11 protein-coding genes and 2 CRISPR repeat arrays are annotated in these 16046 nt (G+C 70.3%); of the genes, 9 read left to right on the top strand and 2 right to left on the bottom strand.

The genetic code is table 11. From position 1 onward, the window contains the following. Positions 1–2: 2 nt before the first annotated feature. The 9 genes from JD77_RS31595 to JD77_RS31555 all read left to right on the top strand — a co-directional run bounded on the left by JD77_RS31595 (position 3) and on the right by JD77_RS31555 (position 10496). Entirely contained in the window at positions 3–1229 is a 1227-nt protein-coding gene (locus JD77_RS31595; protein WP_246141391.1) for a TrbL/VirB6 family protein, read from the top strand. Then, positions 1226–2692 carry an SCO6880 family protein gene (locus JD77_RS31590; RefSeq protein WP_145777929.1) on the top strand — a complete coding sequence of 489 codons (1467 nt, stop codon included), beginning with the start codon at positions 1226–1228 and terminating at the stop codon, positions 2690–2692. The genes JD77_RS31595 and JD77_RS31590 overlap by 4 nt, the downstream gene beginning before the upstream one ends. Before the next feature lie 9 nt (positions 2693–2701). Beyond that, a complete protein-coding gene (locus JD77_RS31585; RefSeq protein ID WP_145777928.1) occupies positions 2702–4174 on the top strand; it encodes an ATP/GTP-binding protein in 1473 nt (490 codons plus the stop codon). Next, positions 4171–5949, top strand: a complete 1779-nt coding sequence (locus JD77_RS31580) for a type IV secretory system conjugative DNA transfer family protein (RefSeq protein ID WP_145777927.1) — start codon at positions 4171–4173, stop codon at positions 5947–5949. Before JD77_RS31585 ends, JD77_RS31580 begins: the two co-directional genes overlap by 4 nt. Then, positions 5946–6413, top strand: a complete 468-nt coding sequence (locus JD77_RS31575; protein ID WP_145777926.1) for a DUF4913 domain-containing protein — start codon at positions 5946–5948, stop codon at positions 6411–6413. The genes JD77_RS31580 and JD77_RS31575 overlap by 4 nt, the downstream gene beginning before the upstream one ends. 25 nt (positions 6414–6438) lie before the next feature. Then, entirely contained in the window at positions 6439–7164 is a 726-nt protein-coding gene (locus tag JD77_RS31570; RefSeq protein WP_145777925.1) for a histidine phosphatase family protein, read from the top strand. After that, a complete protein-coding gene (locus JD77_RS31565) occupies positions 7145–7444 on the top strand; it encodes a hypothetical protein (RefSeq protein WP_145777924.1) in 300 nt (99 codons plus the stop codon). Before JD77_RS31570 ends, JD77_RS31565 begins: the two co-directional genes overlap by 20 nt. Continuing rightward, a complete protein-coding gene (locus tag JD77_RS31560; protein ID WP_145777923.1) occupies positions 7441–8445 on the top strand; it encodes a zeta toxin family protein in 1005 nt (334 codons plus the stop codon). Before JD77_RS31565 ends, JD77_RS31560 begins: the two co-directional genes overlap by 4 nt. Before the next feature lie 545 nt (positions 8446–8990). Next, positions 8991–10496, top strand: a complete 1506-nt coding sequence (locus JD77_RS31555; protein ID WP_170286669.1) for an ATP-dependent nuclease — start codon at positions 8991–8993, stop codon at positions 10494–10496. A 186-nt stretch (positions 10497–10682) separates the two neighbouring features. Here the strand turns inward: JD77_RS31555 and JD77_RS31550 are convergent, their stop codons facing one another. Together JD77_RS31550 and JD77_RS31545 are read right to left on the bottom strand one after the other, a co-directional pair. After that, positions 10683–12026, bottom strand: coding sequence for an IS701 family transposase (locus tag JD77_RS31550; RefSeq protein ID WP_246140610.1), 1344 nt, complete (start codon positions 12024–12026; stop codon positions 10683–10685). A gap of 291 nt (positions 12027–12317) precedes the next feature. Continuing rightward, on the bottom strand, positions 12318–13307 hold the full coding sequence (locus tag JD77_RS31545; RefSeq protein WP_145777921.1) for a hypothetical protein: 990 nt from the start codon (positions 13305–13307) through the stop codon (positions 12318–12320). Between the two features lie 83 nt (positions 13308–13390). After that, positions 13391–13799: direct repeats of the CRISPR family, unit length 37 nt; unit sequence GTTGCGATCCTCGCCCGGCGCGGAGGCCGGGCGCAGC. A gap of 95 nt (positions 13800–13894) precedes the next feature. Beyond that, positions 13895–16030: a CRISPR direct-repeat array (repeat unit 37 nt; unit sequence GTTGCGATCCTCGCCCGGCGCGGAGGCCGGGCGCAGC). Positions 16031–16046: the final 16 nt, after the last annotated feature.

Genomic DNA, 16046 nt, shown 5'->3' with positions numbered 1-16046 from the left:
ACGTGGGCTGCACGGTCCCCGGCGCGATCGCAACTTACGGCATTCAGCAGTACCTCGACGGGCTGGCCGAGCAGTCGGGGAAGACCGCAGCGGAAGTGCTCCAGATCCTGGTCACCGGGTGGCTGAACATCCCCACCCCGCAGGTGTCCGAAACGTCCGGGGTGGTGCAGCACCTACGCGCGTACACCGGGTGGGCGGTCGCCGCAGTCGCCGTCGGTTCGGTGCTGGTCGCGGCGATCAAGCTGGCGCTGGAGCGCAACGGCCGTGAGGCCGGCACCCTCGCCAAGAACCTGGTGCTGCTGGCCGTGCTCGCCGTCGCCGGGGTGCCAGCGGTACAACTGCTGCTCAGCATCGGCGACTCCTACGCCGACTGGATCCTCAACGCCGCCGCCAACCGCGACCTCGGCAAACGGTTCATGCAACTCGCCCCCGCCACCGCGACATCCAGCCTGACGGCGCTCATGACGATCGGCATCTCGCTGATGGTCATTCTGGCGTCATTGGTGCAGTTGGTGCTGCTGCTGGCCCGCAACGTCGTGTTGCTGCTGCTTGCCGGGTTGCTGCCGCTGGCCGGCGCGGCGGGCGGCCAGTTACGCAACCGGTACCTCACCTGGCTACTCGCCCTGCTGCTGTACAAGCCGGCCGCGGCCACGATCTACGCCACGGTGTTCTGGCTCATCGGCGAGGGGAAAACCCTCACCGACATCCTGACCGGCCTGGTCGGGTTCTGCATGGCACTCGTCGCGCTGCCCGCCCTGATGCGGCTCATCGCTCCGGCGGTGTCGACGCTGTCCAGCGGCGGGGGTGGCACCGTCCTCGCGGCCGCATCCGCAGCCGGGCAGGTCGCCTCCGGCGCCGTGCGCCTCGCCGGATCGGGCGGCCGCAGCGGCGGCACGCAGTCCAAAGGCGGTCAGGGACGGCCGGTCGGCGCGAGCACCAGCACAGACCCCCCATACCCGCCCTCGCGACCATCCGGCGGCTCAGGTCCTGCTACGGGCGGAACCGGCACCACGGCAGGGTCCGGAACGGCCGGCGTAGGTGCGGCCATGTCGGGAGTTGGAGCTGGTGCTTCCAGCTCTGCCGGTGGTGCGGGCGTGGGAGCAGGAGCTGCTGCGGGCGGGACGGTCGGGCTCGCCGCCAGCACCATGGACAAAGCGGCGAAGGCCGGGCCGGCGACGGTACGCAAGGTCGGCGGGGCCTCCGGAGCGGCGACGGATGAGGGGTCATGAGCACCGGGGTACGGGAACGGGCCAGCGAGCAGCGCACCTACGGCAACTGGCGGCTCGGCCGCGGTGCCGGCCTGTTCGGGCTCGGCCCGGCCGGCACCATCGCCGCGTTCCTGGTCATGGTGCTCGCCGCCGTGATGCTGTCGGTGTCCACCCTCGCGGCGTTGATCACCACGATAACCGGCCTGATAGTCCTCACGCCGCTGGCGATCCGCGTCAACGGGCGCACCGGGTTCCAGGTCATCACCGCCCGGGTGGCGTGGTGGCTGGCCCGGTCCCGCCGTCACCACGTCTACGTCTCCGGGGTCGCGTCCCGCGTCGCCGCCGCCCACCAACTGCCCGGGGTGCTGGCCCGCTCCGAGGTGTACGAGGTGGAGACCGGCCGCTCCGGGGTCGTCGCCGTCGTCGTGGTGCCGCAGAGCCGGCACTACACCGTCACCCTGCGGTGCGCGCCAGAGGGAATGGACCTGGTCGACCAAGCGGTCATCGACGCCCGCGTCGGGCACCTGGCGTCCTGGCTGGCGGCGCTGTCCCGCGAGCCGCAGCTAGTCCAGGCGCAGGTCACCGTCGAGACCACCCCGGATCCCGGCACCCGGCTGGCCGCCGAGGTGGCCGCCACCTCCCGGCCCGACGCGCCGGCTCTGGCCCTGCAGGTCCTCGACGACGTCGTCCAGTCCTACCCCGCCGGTTCGGCGACCGTGGACACCCGCGTGTCGCTGACCTACACCGCCCCACCCGGCCGGTCGATGTCCCACGAGGACGTCTGCCGGGAGGTCGCCGCCCGGCTGCCGCACCTGCACGCCGGCCTCACCGGCGCCACCGGCGCCGGGATCGTGCCAATGGCCACGCGCAGCCTCGCCGGCATGGTCCGCGCCGCGTACGACCCGGCCGCAGCCCTGGACCTCGCCCGGGACCCCCAACTCACCCCAGACTGGACGCAGGCCGGCCCGGTAGCCACCCGGGAGAGCTGGGACTTCTACCGGCACGACTCCGGGATCTCGCGCACCTGGTGCATGGTCGAAGCCCCCCGAGGACTGGTGTACTCGCGGCTGTTCGCCCGGCTGACCGACCCGGACCCGCAACTGCTGCGCAAACGGGTCACCATGATCTACCGGCCGTACTCCCCCGGCGAGGCGGCCCGGCTGGTCGAGTCCGACAAGCGCGACGCCCGCTTCCTCGCCGGCAAGAAGCACCGGCCCAGCGCCCGAGACCTGACCGATCTCGCCGCCGCTGAACAGGCCGCGGAGGAAGAGGCCGCCGGCGCCGGCGTCACCCGGTTCACCGTGCTGGTCACCGCCACCGTCGCCGACGAAAAGCACCTCGACGAGGCCAGCGGCATCATCGAGGCCCGCGCCGGCGAAGCACGCCTGGTGCTGCGGCCGATGTACGGCTGCCAGGCCGCCGGATTCGCCGCCGGCCTGCCCGCCGGCGTGGTCCTGCCCACCCACGCCACGATCCCCTTCTAGGACGCCGGCATGACCACCGCACCCCACACCCCCCGCCCACCGGGTCGACCAGCCCGCCGGCCCGGCCGACTTGGCTACACCGGGCCCGGCGGCGGCGCCTGGTCCTACATCGAGCCGCCCACCGAATACCGGGGCACCACCGTCCAGGTCTGCGGGCTGTTCCCGTTCGGCACCGGCGCGTCGACGCCGATGATCGGCGTGCCGGTCGGCCGGCACCTCTACACCGGCTCGGCGGTCTGCTTCGACCCGATCTCCTGGTACACCCGCGCCCGGCTGATCAACAACCCGTCGGTGTGGATCGAGGGTGAGCCCGGCATGGGCAAGTCCACGGCGGTGCGCCGGATGGTCCTCGGGCTGACCGCCCAGGGCGTCACGCCGCTGATCCTCGGCGACCTCAAGCCCGACTACGCCGAACTGGTCCGCGCGCTCGGCGGGCAGGTGCTGCGGGTCGGGCCGGGCCTGGACCGGATCAACCCCCTCGACGCCGGCCCGTGGCGGCAGGTCCTCGACCGGGTCGACGAGCGCACCGGCGCCGTGGTGCGGGCCGCGGTCACCGACCGGCGGCTGAACATGCTGGTCGCCCTGGCCACCCTGATCCGCCGCGGGCCCGTCAACTCCGACGAGACCACCGTCCTGGCCGCCGCGCTGCGCTACCTCGCCGAACGCGAGACCGACACCCAGCCGGTGCTCTCCGACGTCCTGAACGTCATCCGCGACGCCCCGCCGCAGGTCCGGGCGGTCACCCTGTGGCAGACCGACCAGGATCTGCCCCGGTTCCGGGAGGAAACCGCCAGCCTGCACCGCACGCTGCTGGCGCTGCTGCACGGCCCGCTCGGCGGCACCTTCGAGGGGCAGACCACCACCGCGATCCGGCTCGACACCCCGGCCGTGTGCGTGGACATCTCCGGCATCGACGACACCGACGAGCTGCGCACCGCCGCCACTCTGCTGTCGACCTGGTCCTACGGCTTCGCCCAGGTGGAGGCGGCGCACCTGATGGCCGACCTCGGCCTGGCCCCCGCCCGGACCTTCTTCACCGTCCTCGACGAGCTGTGGCGGGCGCTGCGCGTCGGGCACGGCCTGGTCGACCGCGCCGACGGCCTGACCCGGCTCAACCGGCAGAAGGGCACCGGCACCGCGTTCATCACCCACTCGTTGGCCGACCTGGAAGCCCTGCCCACCGCCCACGACCGGGCCAAAGCGAGAGGCTTCGCCGAACGGTCCGCGGTGCTGATGATCGGCCCCTGCTCCGAGCAGGAACTCGACGCCGTTGCCCGGGTACGGCCGCTGTCGAACGCCGAGCGACGCGAGGTGCTGTCCTGGTCGGCGCCGCCGTCCTGGGCCGGTGCCGGTAGCGAGACCGTCGGCCGCGGGAACTTCCTCATCAAGGTCGGCTCCCGGCCGGGTATCCCCGTGCACCTGGAACCCACCGAGGTGGAGAAGCAGCTCGGCAACACCGACTTCCGCTGGACGATGACGTGAGCCGACCCACCGGGCCGCGCGGTGGCCACGACGACGCCGGCCTGATCGTCGGCGGCATCGCCGCCGTGGTCCTGGTCGCCGCCAGCGCGGTGTGGCTGCCGGTCGTGCTCACCCGGCCACCCGGATACCGCGGCGGTGGGCCAATCCGGGTGGCCGCCGCGGTGCTGCGCGGCGACATCACCTGGACCACCGCCTGCACCGTCGTCGCGGTCATCGAGGTCACCGTCCTGGCGCTGCTGACCACCGCAGCCGTGGCCGGCTGGCGGTGGGCCCGCCGGCGGCGGACCCGGGTCGACTCGGCCGCGCGGCGGATGGCCACCCGCAAAGACCTCGCGCACCTCGGGCCCAAGGGCGTCGCCGACAGCGGCCGGCGGCTGCGGCCCAGCCTCGCCGGCGTCGACCGGCCCGAGGCCGACCAGCTCGGCGTGCTGATCGGCCACACCGTCGCCGGCGGGATGCCGCTCCGCCAGTCCTGGGAGGACATGGCCGTCGACATCTGGGGGCCCCGCACCGGCAAGACCACCAGCCGGGCCATCCCGGCCGTCGTCGCCGCACCCGGGCCGACCCTGGTCACCAGCGTCAAGGGCGACATCGTTGACGCCACCCGCGAGGTACGCGCGGCCCGCGGCACCGTGTGGGCGTTCGACCCGCAGTACATCCTCGGCGCCGAGCAGGGCATGTGGTGGAACCCGCTGCGCGCCGTGGCCACCATCACCGACGCCCGCCGCCTGGCCGAGCACTTCGCCGCCGCCGAACGGGAGCCGGGCGTCAGCCGCGACGCCTTCTTCGACCCCAGCTCCGAGGAGCTGGTGGCGAACCTGCTGCTGGCTGCCGCCGTCTCCGGCCGGGACATCCTCGCCGCCTACCGGTGGGCCGTCAGCCCCCGCGACGACGAGCCGGCCCTGCTGCTGCGCGACCACGGCTTTGACCTGCCTGGCGACGCCGTCGCCGGCGTGGTCAACATGCCTGACAAGACCCGCGGTGGCATCTACGCCGGCGCCCAGAAGATGCTCATGTGCCTGACCGAGCCCGCCGTCACCCGCTGGGTCACCCCACCGACCCGCGCCGGGGTCCTCGAGTTCGACCCGGCCGCATTCGTGGCCTCCACCGACGTGCTGTACCTGCTCTCCCAGGGCGGCCCCGGCTCCCCCGCCCCGCTGGTCGCCGCGCTCACCGACGCGGTCCTGCGCGCCGGCGAGCTACGCGCCCGCACCTGCCCCGGCCGCCGCCTGGACCCGCCGCTGCTCAGCATCCTCGACGAGGCCGCCAACATCTGCCGGCTGCGCCAACTCCCGGCCCTCTACTCCTACTACGGCTCCCACGGCCTGCCCATCATCACGATCCTGCAGTCCTACCCCCAAGGCGTCGACGTGTGGGGCCGCGAAGGCATGCGCAAGCTGTGGTCCGCAGCGAACGTACGCACCTACGGCGGCGGCGTCGCCGACCCCGACTGGCTGGAAGAACTCTCGAAACTGATCGGCGAGCACGACGTCACCACCAGGTCGACCAGCAGCAGCGGATCCGGATGGGGCCAACGGTCGGTCTCCCACGCCACCCGCCGGCAACGAATCCTCGACGTGTCCGACCTACACGCCCTGCCCCGCGGCCGGATGATCGTCTACGCCTCCGGCGCCCCACCGGCGCTCGCCCGCACCGCACCCTGGCAGGACGGGCCGTACGCCGCCGCGATCCGCGCCTCACTCGCCCGCTGGGATCCCGACAGCCGCACCGACTGGACTCTGTCCCCCGACGCCCCGCCGGAGCCAATCGCATGACCAGCCCGACGTCCGAACCAGCCACCGACCCGGTCGCCGACCTGACCAATCTGCTCGACCAGCTCGCCGGCACTCCCGAGGGACCGGCGGAGGACCCGAGCGCTCCGGAGCCGGTCTTCAGCAACGTCGACCAGTTCGTCGCCGGCTACCTTGTGCTCGTCCTGGAGCGCCGGGTCGCCTCCGGGCCGACGCCCGGCATCAGCTGGTGCCCCCGCTGGTGGGCACACCCCGAGGCACTCTCCCGTCTCTACGCGCTGTGGCGGGCCTGGGAAGCCCTGCGCGTCAACGACCCGCAGACCGGCATGAGCATCTGGTGGCGTGACCATCTCGACCCGCACCTGGCCGTCCTGACCGGAGACGCGGGCCCATTCGTCCGCTGCGGGCCCGACAAACACCGCGACCCGGAGCCCCTGCCCGTCGAGCCCGCGCCGGCCGAGGTACTGGCCCAGCTCCCCGATGCCTGACACACCCTCGCCGGACAATGGGGCCATGGACACCGTTGCGCAGCTGACCATCGTCCGCCACGGGCAGAGCACCGCGAACGTGGCCTTCGCCGACGCCCAGGCCCGGGGCCTGGCCGACCACGGCCTCACCGGGCGCGACGCCGGCATCGAGCTGTCACCGCTGGGCTGGCAGCAAGCCACCCACCTCGGCCGCTGGCTCGCGGACCAACCCGCGGACCAGCTCCCCGAGGTGGTCGTCTGTTCCCCTTACCTGCGGGCCCGCCAGACGTGGACGCGGGCTGTGGACACCGCCGCCGCGCTCGGCGTGCCCTTCCCGCAGGCCCGTGTCGACGACCGGCTGTGCGACCGGCTCATGGGCGACCTGGAACTGCTGACCCCTCTCATGATCGCCAGCCGGTTCCCTGCCGAAGCAGCCCGGCTCGCCGCGGACGGCCTCTACGCCTACCGGCCGCCCGGCGGCGAGACGTTCGACGACGTCGCCGCGCGGATTCGCGCCGTCCTGGCCGACCTGAACACCCGGTACCCCGGCCAGCGGGTCCTGGTCGTGGCTCACGACGCCGTGGTCGTCGCTGTACGCCACCTCCTCGACGGGCTGCCGTTCACCGACCTCGACGCGATCCTCGCCGTCACCCCGGTCGCCAACACCTCGCTCACCCGCTACGTCCACGCCAACGGCCGCCTCGGCCTGGTCGAGTTCGCCGTCACCCCCCACCTGACCGGAGAGGATCAGCATGCCCACCTCGGCCGATGAGACGCCCCTGCTGGGTCGGCTCGACACCCCCGCCCCCACCCCCGAGCAGGTTCACGAGCACCAAGTGGTGCGGGACCTGATCACGCAGGCTCTGGCCGCGCAGTCCGCCCGCCGCCACCAGCTCGAGCAAGCCGGCGAGGCCCCCCGTCTGCTGGACCATGTCATCGCCACTCAGCACCGGCTCGCGCAAGCACTGCAGACCTTGGACCCCGCCGACGAGCAGCAGGTCGCCCGGCTGCGTCAGGAGTGCATCGACCTGCTGCGGGAGGCCGGCCGTTGACCGACCACCACGACGGTGTGCTCTCTGAGGAGGCCAACGAGCGGATCTTCCGCGAGCAGATCGTCCCGATGTTCCTCACCGGCGCTCCCACCCGGGAGCATCCGGTCCTCGTCATCGTGGGTGGCCAGACCGGCGCCGGCAAGACGGCCGTGACCGCGATGGTCAAACGCGCCTTGGGCGCGAGCAGCGGGTTCATCAACATCAACATGGACTTCTACAACCCGATGCACCCCAGCTTTCACCGGTGGCAAGCCGAGGACGAGACCACCGCCAGTGCCAAGGTGCGGCCCGATGGCGAACGCTGGTGGGACAAGGCCCAGCAGTACGCCATCGACAACCGCTGCCACGTGGTCCTGGAATCCGCGATGCGCTACCCCAGCGAGTTCGAGGACATCGCCCGACGCTTCCACAACGCCGGCTACCGGGTCGAAGTCGCCATCGTCGCCGTCCCCGAAGCCCTCAGCCGCCTGGGAATCCTGCACCGCTACTGGGAAGAGGTCCAAGAAGTCGGCCGAGGCCGGCTCATCGACACCGCGATCCACGACGAGTGCTATCGAGGCGTCATCCGCGGCGCCCAGGCTGTCGACACGCAGGCCCTGGCGCACGCCGCGTTCGCGTTCCGCCGCAGCGGCGAGGTGGTCTACGCCAACGCCGTCACCGCCGATGGCACCTGGCAACGCCCGGCGGCGCTGGCCGCGGCGATCACCGCCGAGCACCACCGCCCCTGGCCCCCCGGCGAACAGGCCTGGTATCTCAACAACTCCCAGCAACTCCGCGCCGCGATCGACCCTCGCTGGCACGCGACCCTGGCCGCCATCGACGCCGCAGCAGCGCCGCTGATGACTCGCGCTACGAGCCCTGTCGCCCAGGTGACAGCCCTGGCGATCCACGGCAGCACCCGACGGGCCCTCCAACCCCGGACGGAATCCCCGGCTATCCCCCGGCCGTCCCCCGCCGCGGATCGGACCGCCCATCATCAGCAACCGACCGCCGAGCGGTAGCTGCCGGCACCCCACAGCCCTCGACGCGGTGATTCCCCGGAATCCTGGCCATCGTGGGGTCAATCCGTGAGCACCACCGGTGGAGTACACCTATTCGATTCCTGCGCTATTCCCTGATCATAAGGGTGGCGTGGCGCTGCAAGGCCCGGCTCCAGGCCGTAGGTTGGGGCCCTGGTGCCAGTGGAGATCCCGACTGGCTATGACGGACGAGATGGGCTCCACCGGGACGGCCATAACTGGCCCCACCACGGGCTGACTGTCCCTACTCCCGGTTACCGAACGTAGTCGGCGCTGGTGCTTACCGAGCGGCGATTGGCGCCGACCCGCGCGTTGTCTGCAGCATGTGAGTGCGCTCAGGGGGCATCGTGGCACCCCCCATACGATGGCCGCCTCGCGGGAGTGCACCGACGCGCTGCTATCGAACGGCCTGCTTCACGAAGCCATGTTGCAGGGTTCAACTCCCTTGTCGGCATTCACCCTACATGCCAGGCTTACGGGAGTGCGGTTCAACTGGTAAAGCGTGTCAAGGATGCGAGAGTTTCAACGTGACTTCCGATCGGCGCCTTAAGCGGTGGCAGAGATTGCTTGCGACAGAAACGAAAACGCAACTGTCATCCATATCCATTGCCAGCTCCCAGGTTTTTGTGTCGCAAACTATCAAGTTCGACCGCGTAACGGTGCTGACGGGCTACCATGGGACGGGGAAGTCCCTCTTGCTCTTAATTATTGAAGCGCTATTCGGATATACGGTCCCGATGAGTCTACCGCCAGCTATTAAGTGCGAGAATAGTCGCTATGACGACGTTCGCGAGCATGTGAGTGGCGTAATTGAAGCCACTGTCGCGACCAAAGATGGCCAGTTCGTTCGTCGAATAGATCTTGGCGACCCAGCGAAACAGAGGCTGGCTGCCTGGAGTGATGCGCTAGTTGAGGGTGTCCCATTAACGGATGATTGGTGGCCGCAGTATTGCGGTCCCGTTTACGCCTTCTCAGAACTACATGGACTCCGTGATCACGCTGCCTCGGAGGGCGTGCTTGCCAAATATGAACGGTATGACCTGTCGGCCGAGGACTTGCGCGGCTTGAAAGGGGTGCTCGGGAGGCAGTATGACCGCGTTACCGTGTATCGGGTTTCTACGGATGTGTTGGACGGTTGGGACTATCCGATTCCCGTAGCATTCGCCGAGCGCGGCCAGCGTACACTCAACAGCTCCAAAATGAGCGCGGGGGAACTCTGGGTTCACTATCTGTTCTGGTTCTTGCGCACGGTGAACGAAGGATCGCTCGTATTGATCGATGAGCCAGAGGCTTTTATATCTCCCCGCGGTCAACGAGCGCTCGTAGATGAAATCGCGCGTTATTGCTTAGCGCGAAAGTTGCAGCTTGTTGTGGCTACACACTCCTCGGAAATTCTCTCCCGTATCCCGTTGGGGAATATCCGCATGTGCGTCAGTTCTGTCGACAAAGTGCGAGTCGTCACCCCCACGTCAATCATGCAGGTCCAAGATACGGTGGGTATCCGCTCTAGGATAAGGGGCGTCCTTTTCGTTGAGGATGAAGCGGCGGCGACGATACTTGGATCAATTTTCGCGCTCCTTGACATGTCTTTGGCACGTGAATTCGAATTGGTGGCCGCAGGTGGTGAGTCGAACGCCCTAGCTGGACTTCGCTGCCTGCGGCAGGCGAAACGTTTGGCGGTGGCTGCAGTACTCGACGGGGATCAGCGGAAGCTGGATTCTGAGGATTTAGGAATCTTCTACCTACCTGGCCACAGGGCGCCCGAGTATGAGCTCCTTGACCTATCCGACGAAGGCTTGACCGAATTGGCCGGAACGCTTGGGAAGTCTGTCGACGATCTCACGATTGCGGTCTCAAATGCAGCTATACTGGAACACCAGTACCAAATTGGGAGGTTCGCCGAAGAGCTTGGTCTTACTGAACAGCTCATTTGGCACTCGCTAGCAGTCGCATGGATGAAGCGGCCGGAGATTGCACGTTCCGCCCGTCAACTCGTAGATGATCTGCGGCAAATGCTCGACCGTCAGCCGTAACGCGCACTCAACTCGGCAGATCCGCGCACTGCCACGCGCTGCACCAGCAGTCTTGGCCCTCACGCACCGTTACTTGACTCTCGGCGAGACCCGTGGTGGGGCCAGTTATGGCCGTCCCGGTGGAGCCCACGGCAGCGAGCAGAAAATGGCGGCGGCCCGGTTGCCTAGTACGGCAGCCGCCAGTTGCTAGCTGACCAGGGTGTAGTCCCGGTTCAGCCGTGTGCGTTGGTGGAACCAGCGGGCGCGGGCCTGGTGACGGCGTCGCCAGTTGAGCCAGTGCGTGGCGTGGCCGGGTGGTTTCGGATGCTGGAGGGCGTTGGCGAGTAGTCGTTTGACCTCGGGGACGGTCAGCGGGATCATTCCGGGCTCGGGTGGCGGCGGCTGGTCCGGTGTGCTTGGCGGCGGTGCCTGGGTGTCGGTGCGGTCGGCGAGGTGGGCGGCGGTGACCGCGCAGACCGCGAGGGCGGCCATGACCAGCACGGTGTGCCGCTGGATCGCGGTGTAGAGCCTCGCTTGGCACTGGTCCAGGCCGAAGTGGTCCTTGCTGAACTCGAAATCTTCCTCGACCGGCCAGCGCAGCCCGGCAGCGCGGATCAGCCTCGTCTTGGTCAGGATCTGCCCCTCGGGCACATGGCAGTAGTGGAAGGCCAGTTCACCGCTGCGCAGGTGACGGCGGATGAGCAGATGATGGCGGGGCGAGGCGGTGGCGATCCACGCCCAGGCATACCAGCGCTGTCCCTTCGACCCGGTACCGGCCGAGCGGACCTCCCACCGACGCTTGTCCTTGACCAGCAGCGTGACGGCCTGTGCGCAGGTCAGTTTCGCTTCGGAGGGCAGGTCGATCATGAAGGTGGCAGCGACCCGCAGCACGTACGCCTGCCCGTGCTGCTCGAAGAACTCCCGTAGTTGTGTGCAGTTGCCGTACACCTCGTCGCCGCAGGCGAAGTCGAATACCAGGCCGTCGGCGAACGCATCAGCACAGATATCGATGGCCAGCTGGCCCTTGGTGCGGAACTCCACCTCCGGCGGCAGTCCCATACCGGCCGAGGCCCGGGGGTCGGTGATGTGCTCGGCCGGGATCCACTGACGCGCCCCGATCAACGCGTGCCCCGTCTTCTCCCGAACGTAGGACAGGTGCACCGTGTTGATCCCGTTCGCGACCCGGCCCGCGCACCCCATGTACTGCCGCTTCACCCCGCACGTCGCCTTGCCCTGCTTGGGCTGGCCCGTCTCGTCCAACGCGCCGACGACCAGGCCACGCCGCCGCCGACGGCGCGCCGCCTCGTCCAGACCCGCAGCGGCGAACCGCCGGACCTGGCTCATCGCGGCCGTCGTGTCCCACACCGCCCGGTTCAGCAGCCGCTGCGTGCGGTCCGGCGTGGCGTCCCCGACCTGCTCGGCGATGGTCCACCCGTTGCGCTTCGGCACCTGGCTGACCAGCGCCGATATGTACCTTCCCGCGTGCTGCCACGTCTGCGTTCGGGCGAAGCACGACCGCAGCCGCTGCAACAGCCCGGCCCGTTCCCGCACCGCGCGCCCAGCCGCTACCCTGGCAACCGCAGCCGCCTTCGATCTTGTAGTCCTCACAAACACATGATCGACAGGCGGCTGCGTCCACGTTGCACGCCCCCACCGAGTCCCGCGAGGTCAGACCACCAATGGCGGCTGCCGTACTAGGGTTCGGGCCGCCGCCGCCGTCCTCTCGGATCCGGCTCCCGGTGCCGTTGCTGGCCGATCACCCGCCCCGGCATGGGGGCTGGGAAGTGCGGAGTGCCTTCCGGGCCGACAGGAACGTTACCGCCCGTCTCGGACTTCTATGCACTAAACGCAATCGGCGGACTCCGGCCGGCTGTTGAGATAGGCGGTCCAGTCAGTCTGCGCGTAGCTGCTCCAGGCGCTGGCGGTCTTGTAGGTGAGACCGAAGAGGTCCGCGATCACGGCTGCGGGCAGCTCGGCCGCGAGAGCGATGAGAGCGGTGTTGCGGGCGGCGCCGGCGGGGATGCCGTGCTGGCGCAGTCGGGCGCCGAGGGTAGCCGGACCGATGGGCCGTGTCGGCGGCCGGCCGGGGAACAGGTAGGACGTCGGGGCCGGAGTGGCAGGCCGCAGACCGAACGTGCGTGGTGGCTCCGCGATGAGTTGGTCGACGAGCTGCGCGAGGTTCGGTGGCAGCAGAACCGGCACAGAGTCGATCGCCAGGTAGGTGCCTCGGTCGTCTCGGCTCAGGCGGTCGGTGGTCAGCCCGTGGATCTTCGACAGGCGCACGCCGTATAGCAGGATGAGGCCGCCGGCGACTTTCACGTCGAGCGGCGCGGGGTCGCCGGTGGTTAGGCAGCGTCGCAGTAGGTGAAGATGATGCTCCTCGGCGATGAATCGCGATGGTGTGTCGTCGCGGCGGCGAGCGATGATCAGCTCTGGGGTGATCCGGCGGGCGGCGGTCCACGCGGTGAACGCCCGAACCGCTCGACGTCGCTTGGATCCGGCGACGGTCATGAACTCGTCGAGGTGGGTTCGGGTGAGGTCATTGATCGTCAGGTGGCGCTCCGCGAGCCAGGACAGTAGGACGAGCGCCTGGCGGATGTCCTCGCGGTCGGCGTTGGCGGAGCTGCCGGTGTATCGACCGCGGCTGGCGGCTCGACGGGCCTTGCGCAGGACGACCCACTGGGCGAAAGGACGCACGAGTCGTTGGTGCTCGGCGGGCTGGTCAGCGAGCTGAGCGTCGAGCCACGGTTCGAGCCGGGCAAGAGGTTCCAGCCGGTCGGGCAGCACGTTGGTGGCGATGAGCAGTTTCCGGAGGTAGTCGACCGCTGCCATCCTCGGTGATTGCAGCAGTTGGTCGAGGATGTCGGCCGGGCGCAGCGCCCGGCGTCGTCGCGGACGTGACCGGCGGCAACATTGTTGCGATCCTCGCCCGGCGCGGAGGCCGGGCGCAGCGATCAGCGGTCCCGCCAGGTCGCCGACTCCATCCTCGCGTTGCGATCCTCGCCCGGCGCGAAGGCCGGGCGCAGCGTCCGTCCCGCTGATCTCGCTTGGCGCGGTGACCACGACGTTGCGATCCTCGCCCGGCGCGGAGGCCGGGCGCAGCACGTACTGGCCGTTCTCGGCGCCGTACTTGCCGACCATGTTGCGATCCTCGCCCGGCGCGGAGGCCGGGCGCAGCGCGACGACCTGGCCCCGCTGAAGCGCAGCGAGCCCGGGTTGCGATCCTCGCCCGGCGCGGAGGCCGGGCGCAGCACCGTCCTGGCGATGTTCCGGCCTGACGACGTGTCGTTGCGATCCTCGCCCGGCGCGGAGGCCGGGCGCAGCCGTCCGTGAGCGGCTGAACGTACCGCGCGGCGTTACGGTTGCGCGGAGGCCGGGCGCAGCCCCAGCTGGGCCAGCTCGGCGGCCAACAGGGCGGTGGTTGCGATCCTCGCCCGGCGCGGAGGCCGGGCGCAGCTCCCGCACCAAGGAGCTGATCACGCCGTGGAACGAGCTGTTGCGATCCTCGCCCGGCGCGGAGGCCGGGCGCAGCGTGCGCGACGGCACCGAATTCCCGCCGCCACCGTTGTTGCGATCCTCGCCCGGCGCGGAGGCCGGGCGCAGCGCACCATGGACGACAACCGCACTGTGGACCTGGCCGTTGCGGTCCTCGCCCGGCGCGGAGGCCGGGCGCAGCCCCGTTGACGACCCCACGGATGGCCTCACCCGGGTCGGTGTTGCGATCCTCGCCCGGCGCGGAGGCCGGGCGCAGCAGGACGAGAGCGCAGAGGACCTGGCCCGCCAGTACATGTTGCGATCCTCGCCCGGCGCGGAGGCCGGGCGCAGCGCTGTGATGAAGGCTCTGACCGAGCTTGACGAGCTGGAGTTGCGATCCTCGCCCGGCGCGGAGGCCGGGCGCAGCCCGCGACGTCGCGGACACGTACGGCCGCGCCGGCGAGGTGTTGCGATCCTCGCCCGGCGCGGAGGCCGGGCGCAGCCGTTCGCGGTCAGTTGGGCCATGGCGCGTTCGCGGGTGTTGCGATCCTCGCCCGGCGCGGAGGCCGGGCGCAGCGCCGAGGTCACGAAGGCAATGGCGGTACCGAGGTCGTCCTGTTGCGATCCTCGCCCGGCGCGGAGGCCGGGCGCAGCAGCGCCAGCATGTTGCACATCGCAATTCGCGCCTCCAAGACGTTGCGATCCTCGCCCGGCGCGGAGGCCGGGCGCAGCCACTTCGTCACTGCGCCCGCACGAAACAGGCCCCCGGGGTTGCGATCCTCGCCCGGCGCGGAGGCCGGGCGCAGCTTTCACGCGAGTCGACAAGTCGGTGCCGGCCCCCGTCGTTGCGATCCTCGCCCGGCGCGGAGGCCGGGCGCAGCGCAGCGGGAGACCGGCGAACTCGACCGCAAGGGCGAGCCGTTGCGATCCTCGCCCGGCGCGGAGGCCGGGCGCAGCCGGTACGCCGACGTGGTGGTCAGCACCGCGCACAAGGCGTTGCGATCCTCGCCCGGCGCGGAGGCCGGGCGCAGCCGGTACGCCGACGTGGTGGTCAGCACCGCGCACAAGGCGTTGCGATCCTCGCCCGGCGCGGAGGCCGGGCGCAGCCAAGACGATCCGGTCGGAACCCGTGGGGGGTCCGATGGTTGCGATCCTCGCCCGGCGCGGAGGCCGGGCGCAGCGCGCACCGAATCCGAAGCATGGGCCAGACAACTCCGCACCGTTGCGATCCTCGCCCGGCGCGGAGGCCGGGCGCAGCGTATCGGTCCTCCTGGCACTACCGGGTCGTGGTCAAGTTGCGATCCTCGCCCGGCGCGGAGGCCGGGCGCAGCGACGTCCGTCAACGTCGGCTCGTACCTGACGTTGTCCCGTTGCGATCCTCGCCCGGCGCGGAGGCCGGGCGCAGCTCTGACGCGAGTCCTTTGGCATCCTTCGGGTCACAGGGTTGCGATCCTCGCCCGGCGCGGAGGCCGGGCGCAGCTCGTCCTACTGGACCGCACGCGGGCGCGCATTGGCGAGTTGCGATCCTCGCCCGGCGCGGAGGCCGGGCGCAGCCTTCTCAAAGATGGGATCGCCGCCGAGTCGGAGGTGGAGTTGCGATCCTCGCCCGGCGCGGAGGCCGGGCGCAGCGACGCCAGCCTTGCGGCCGAACTTCTTGGCGTCGATCTGTTGCGATCCTCGCCCGGCGCGGAGGCCGGGCGCAGCGTCCGGGATGGCACTACCCGGTTCGGCACCACCCGCTGGTTGCGATCCTCGCCCGGCGCGGAGGCCGGGCGCAGCAGCCGCCCCCGCGCTGGACGGACAGCTTGCCGATGGTGGTTGCGATCCTCGCCCGGCGCGGAGGCCGGGCGCAGCGATGTGCTCCGCCGGCATCACCCGCATCGTCCTCACCCCGTTGCGATCCTCGCCCGGCGCGGAGGCCGGGCGCAGCCCCGGTGGCCTCGACGACGGTGCCGCCGACCCCGTTGGTGTTGCGATCCTCGCCCGGCGCGGAGGCCGGGCGCAGCCCGAGGTTGAGCGGTTCGTTGCTGCGGGTGACGCCGATGTTGCGATCCTCGCCCGGCGCGGAGGCCGGGCTGTCGACGACGCGTGAAAGAT

This window comes from Micromonospora olivasterospora (assembly GCF_007830265.1).
GTDB classification, from domain to species: Bacteria; Actinomycetota; Actinomycetes; order Mycobacteriales; family Micromonosporaceae; genus Micromonospora; species Micromonospora olivasterospora.
Note: the sequence above shows the minus strand (reverse complement) of the source record. Positions and strands in the feature narration are given on the sequence as shown.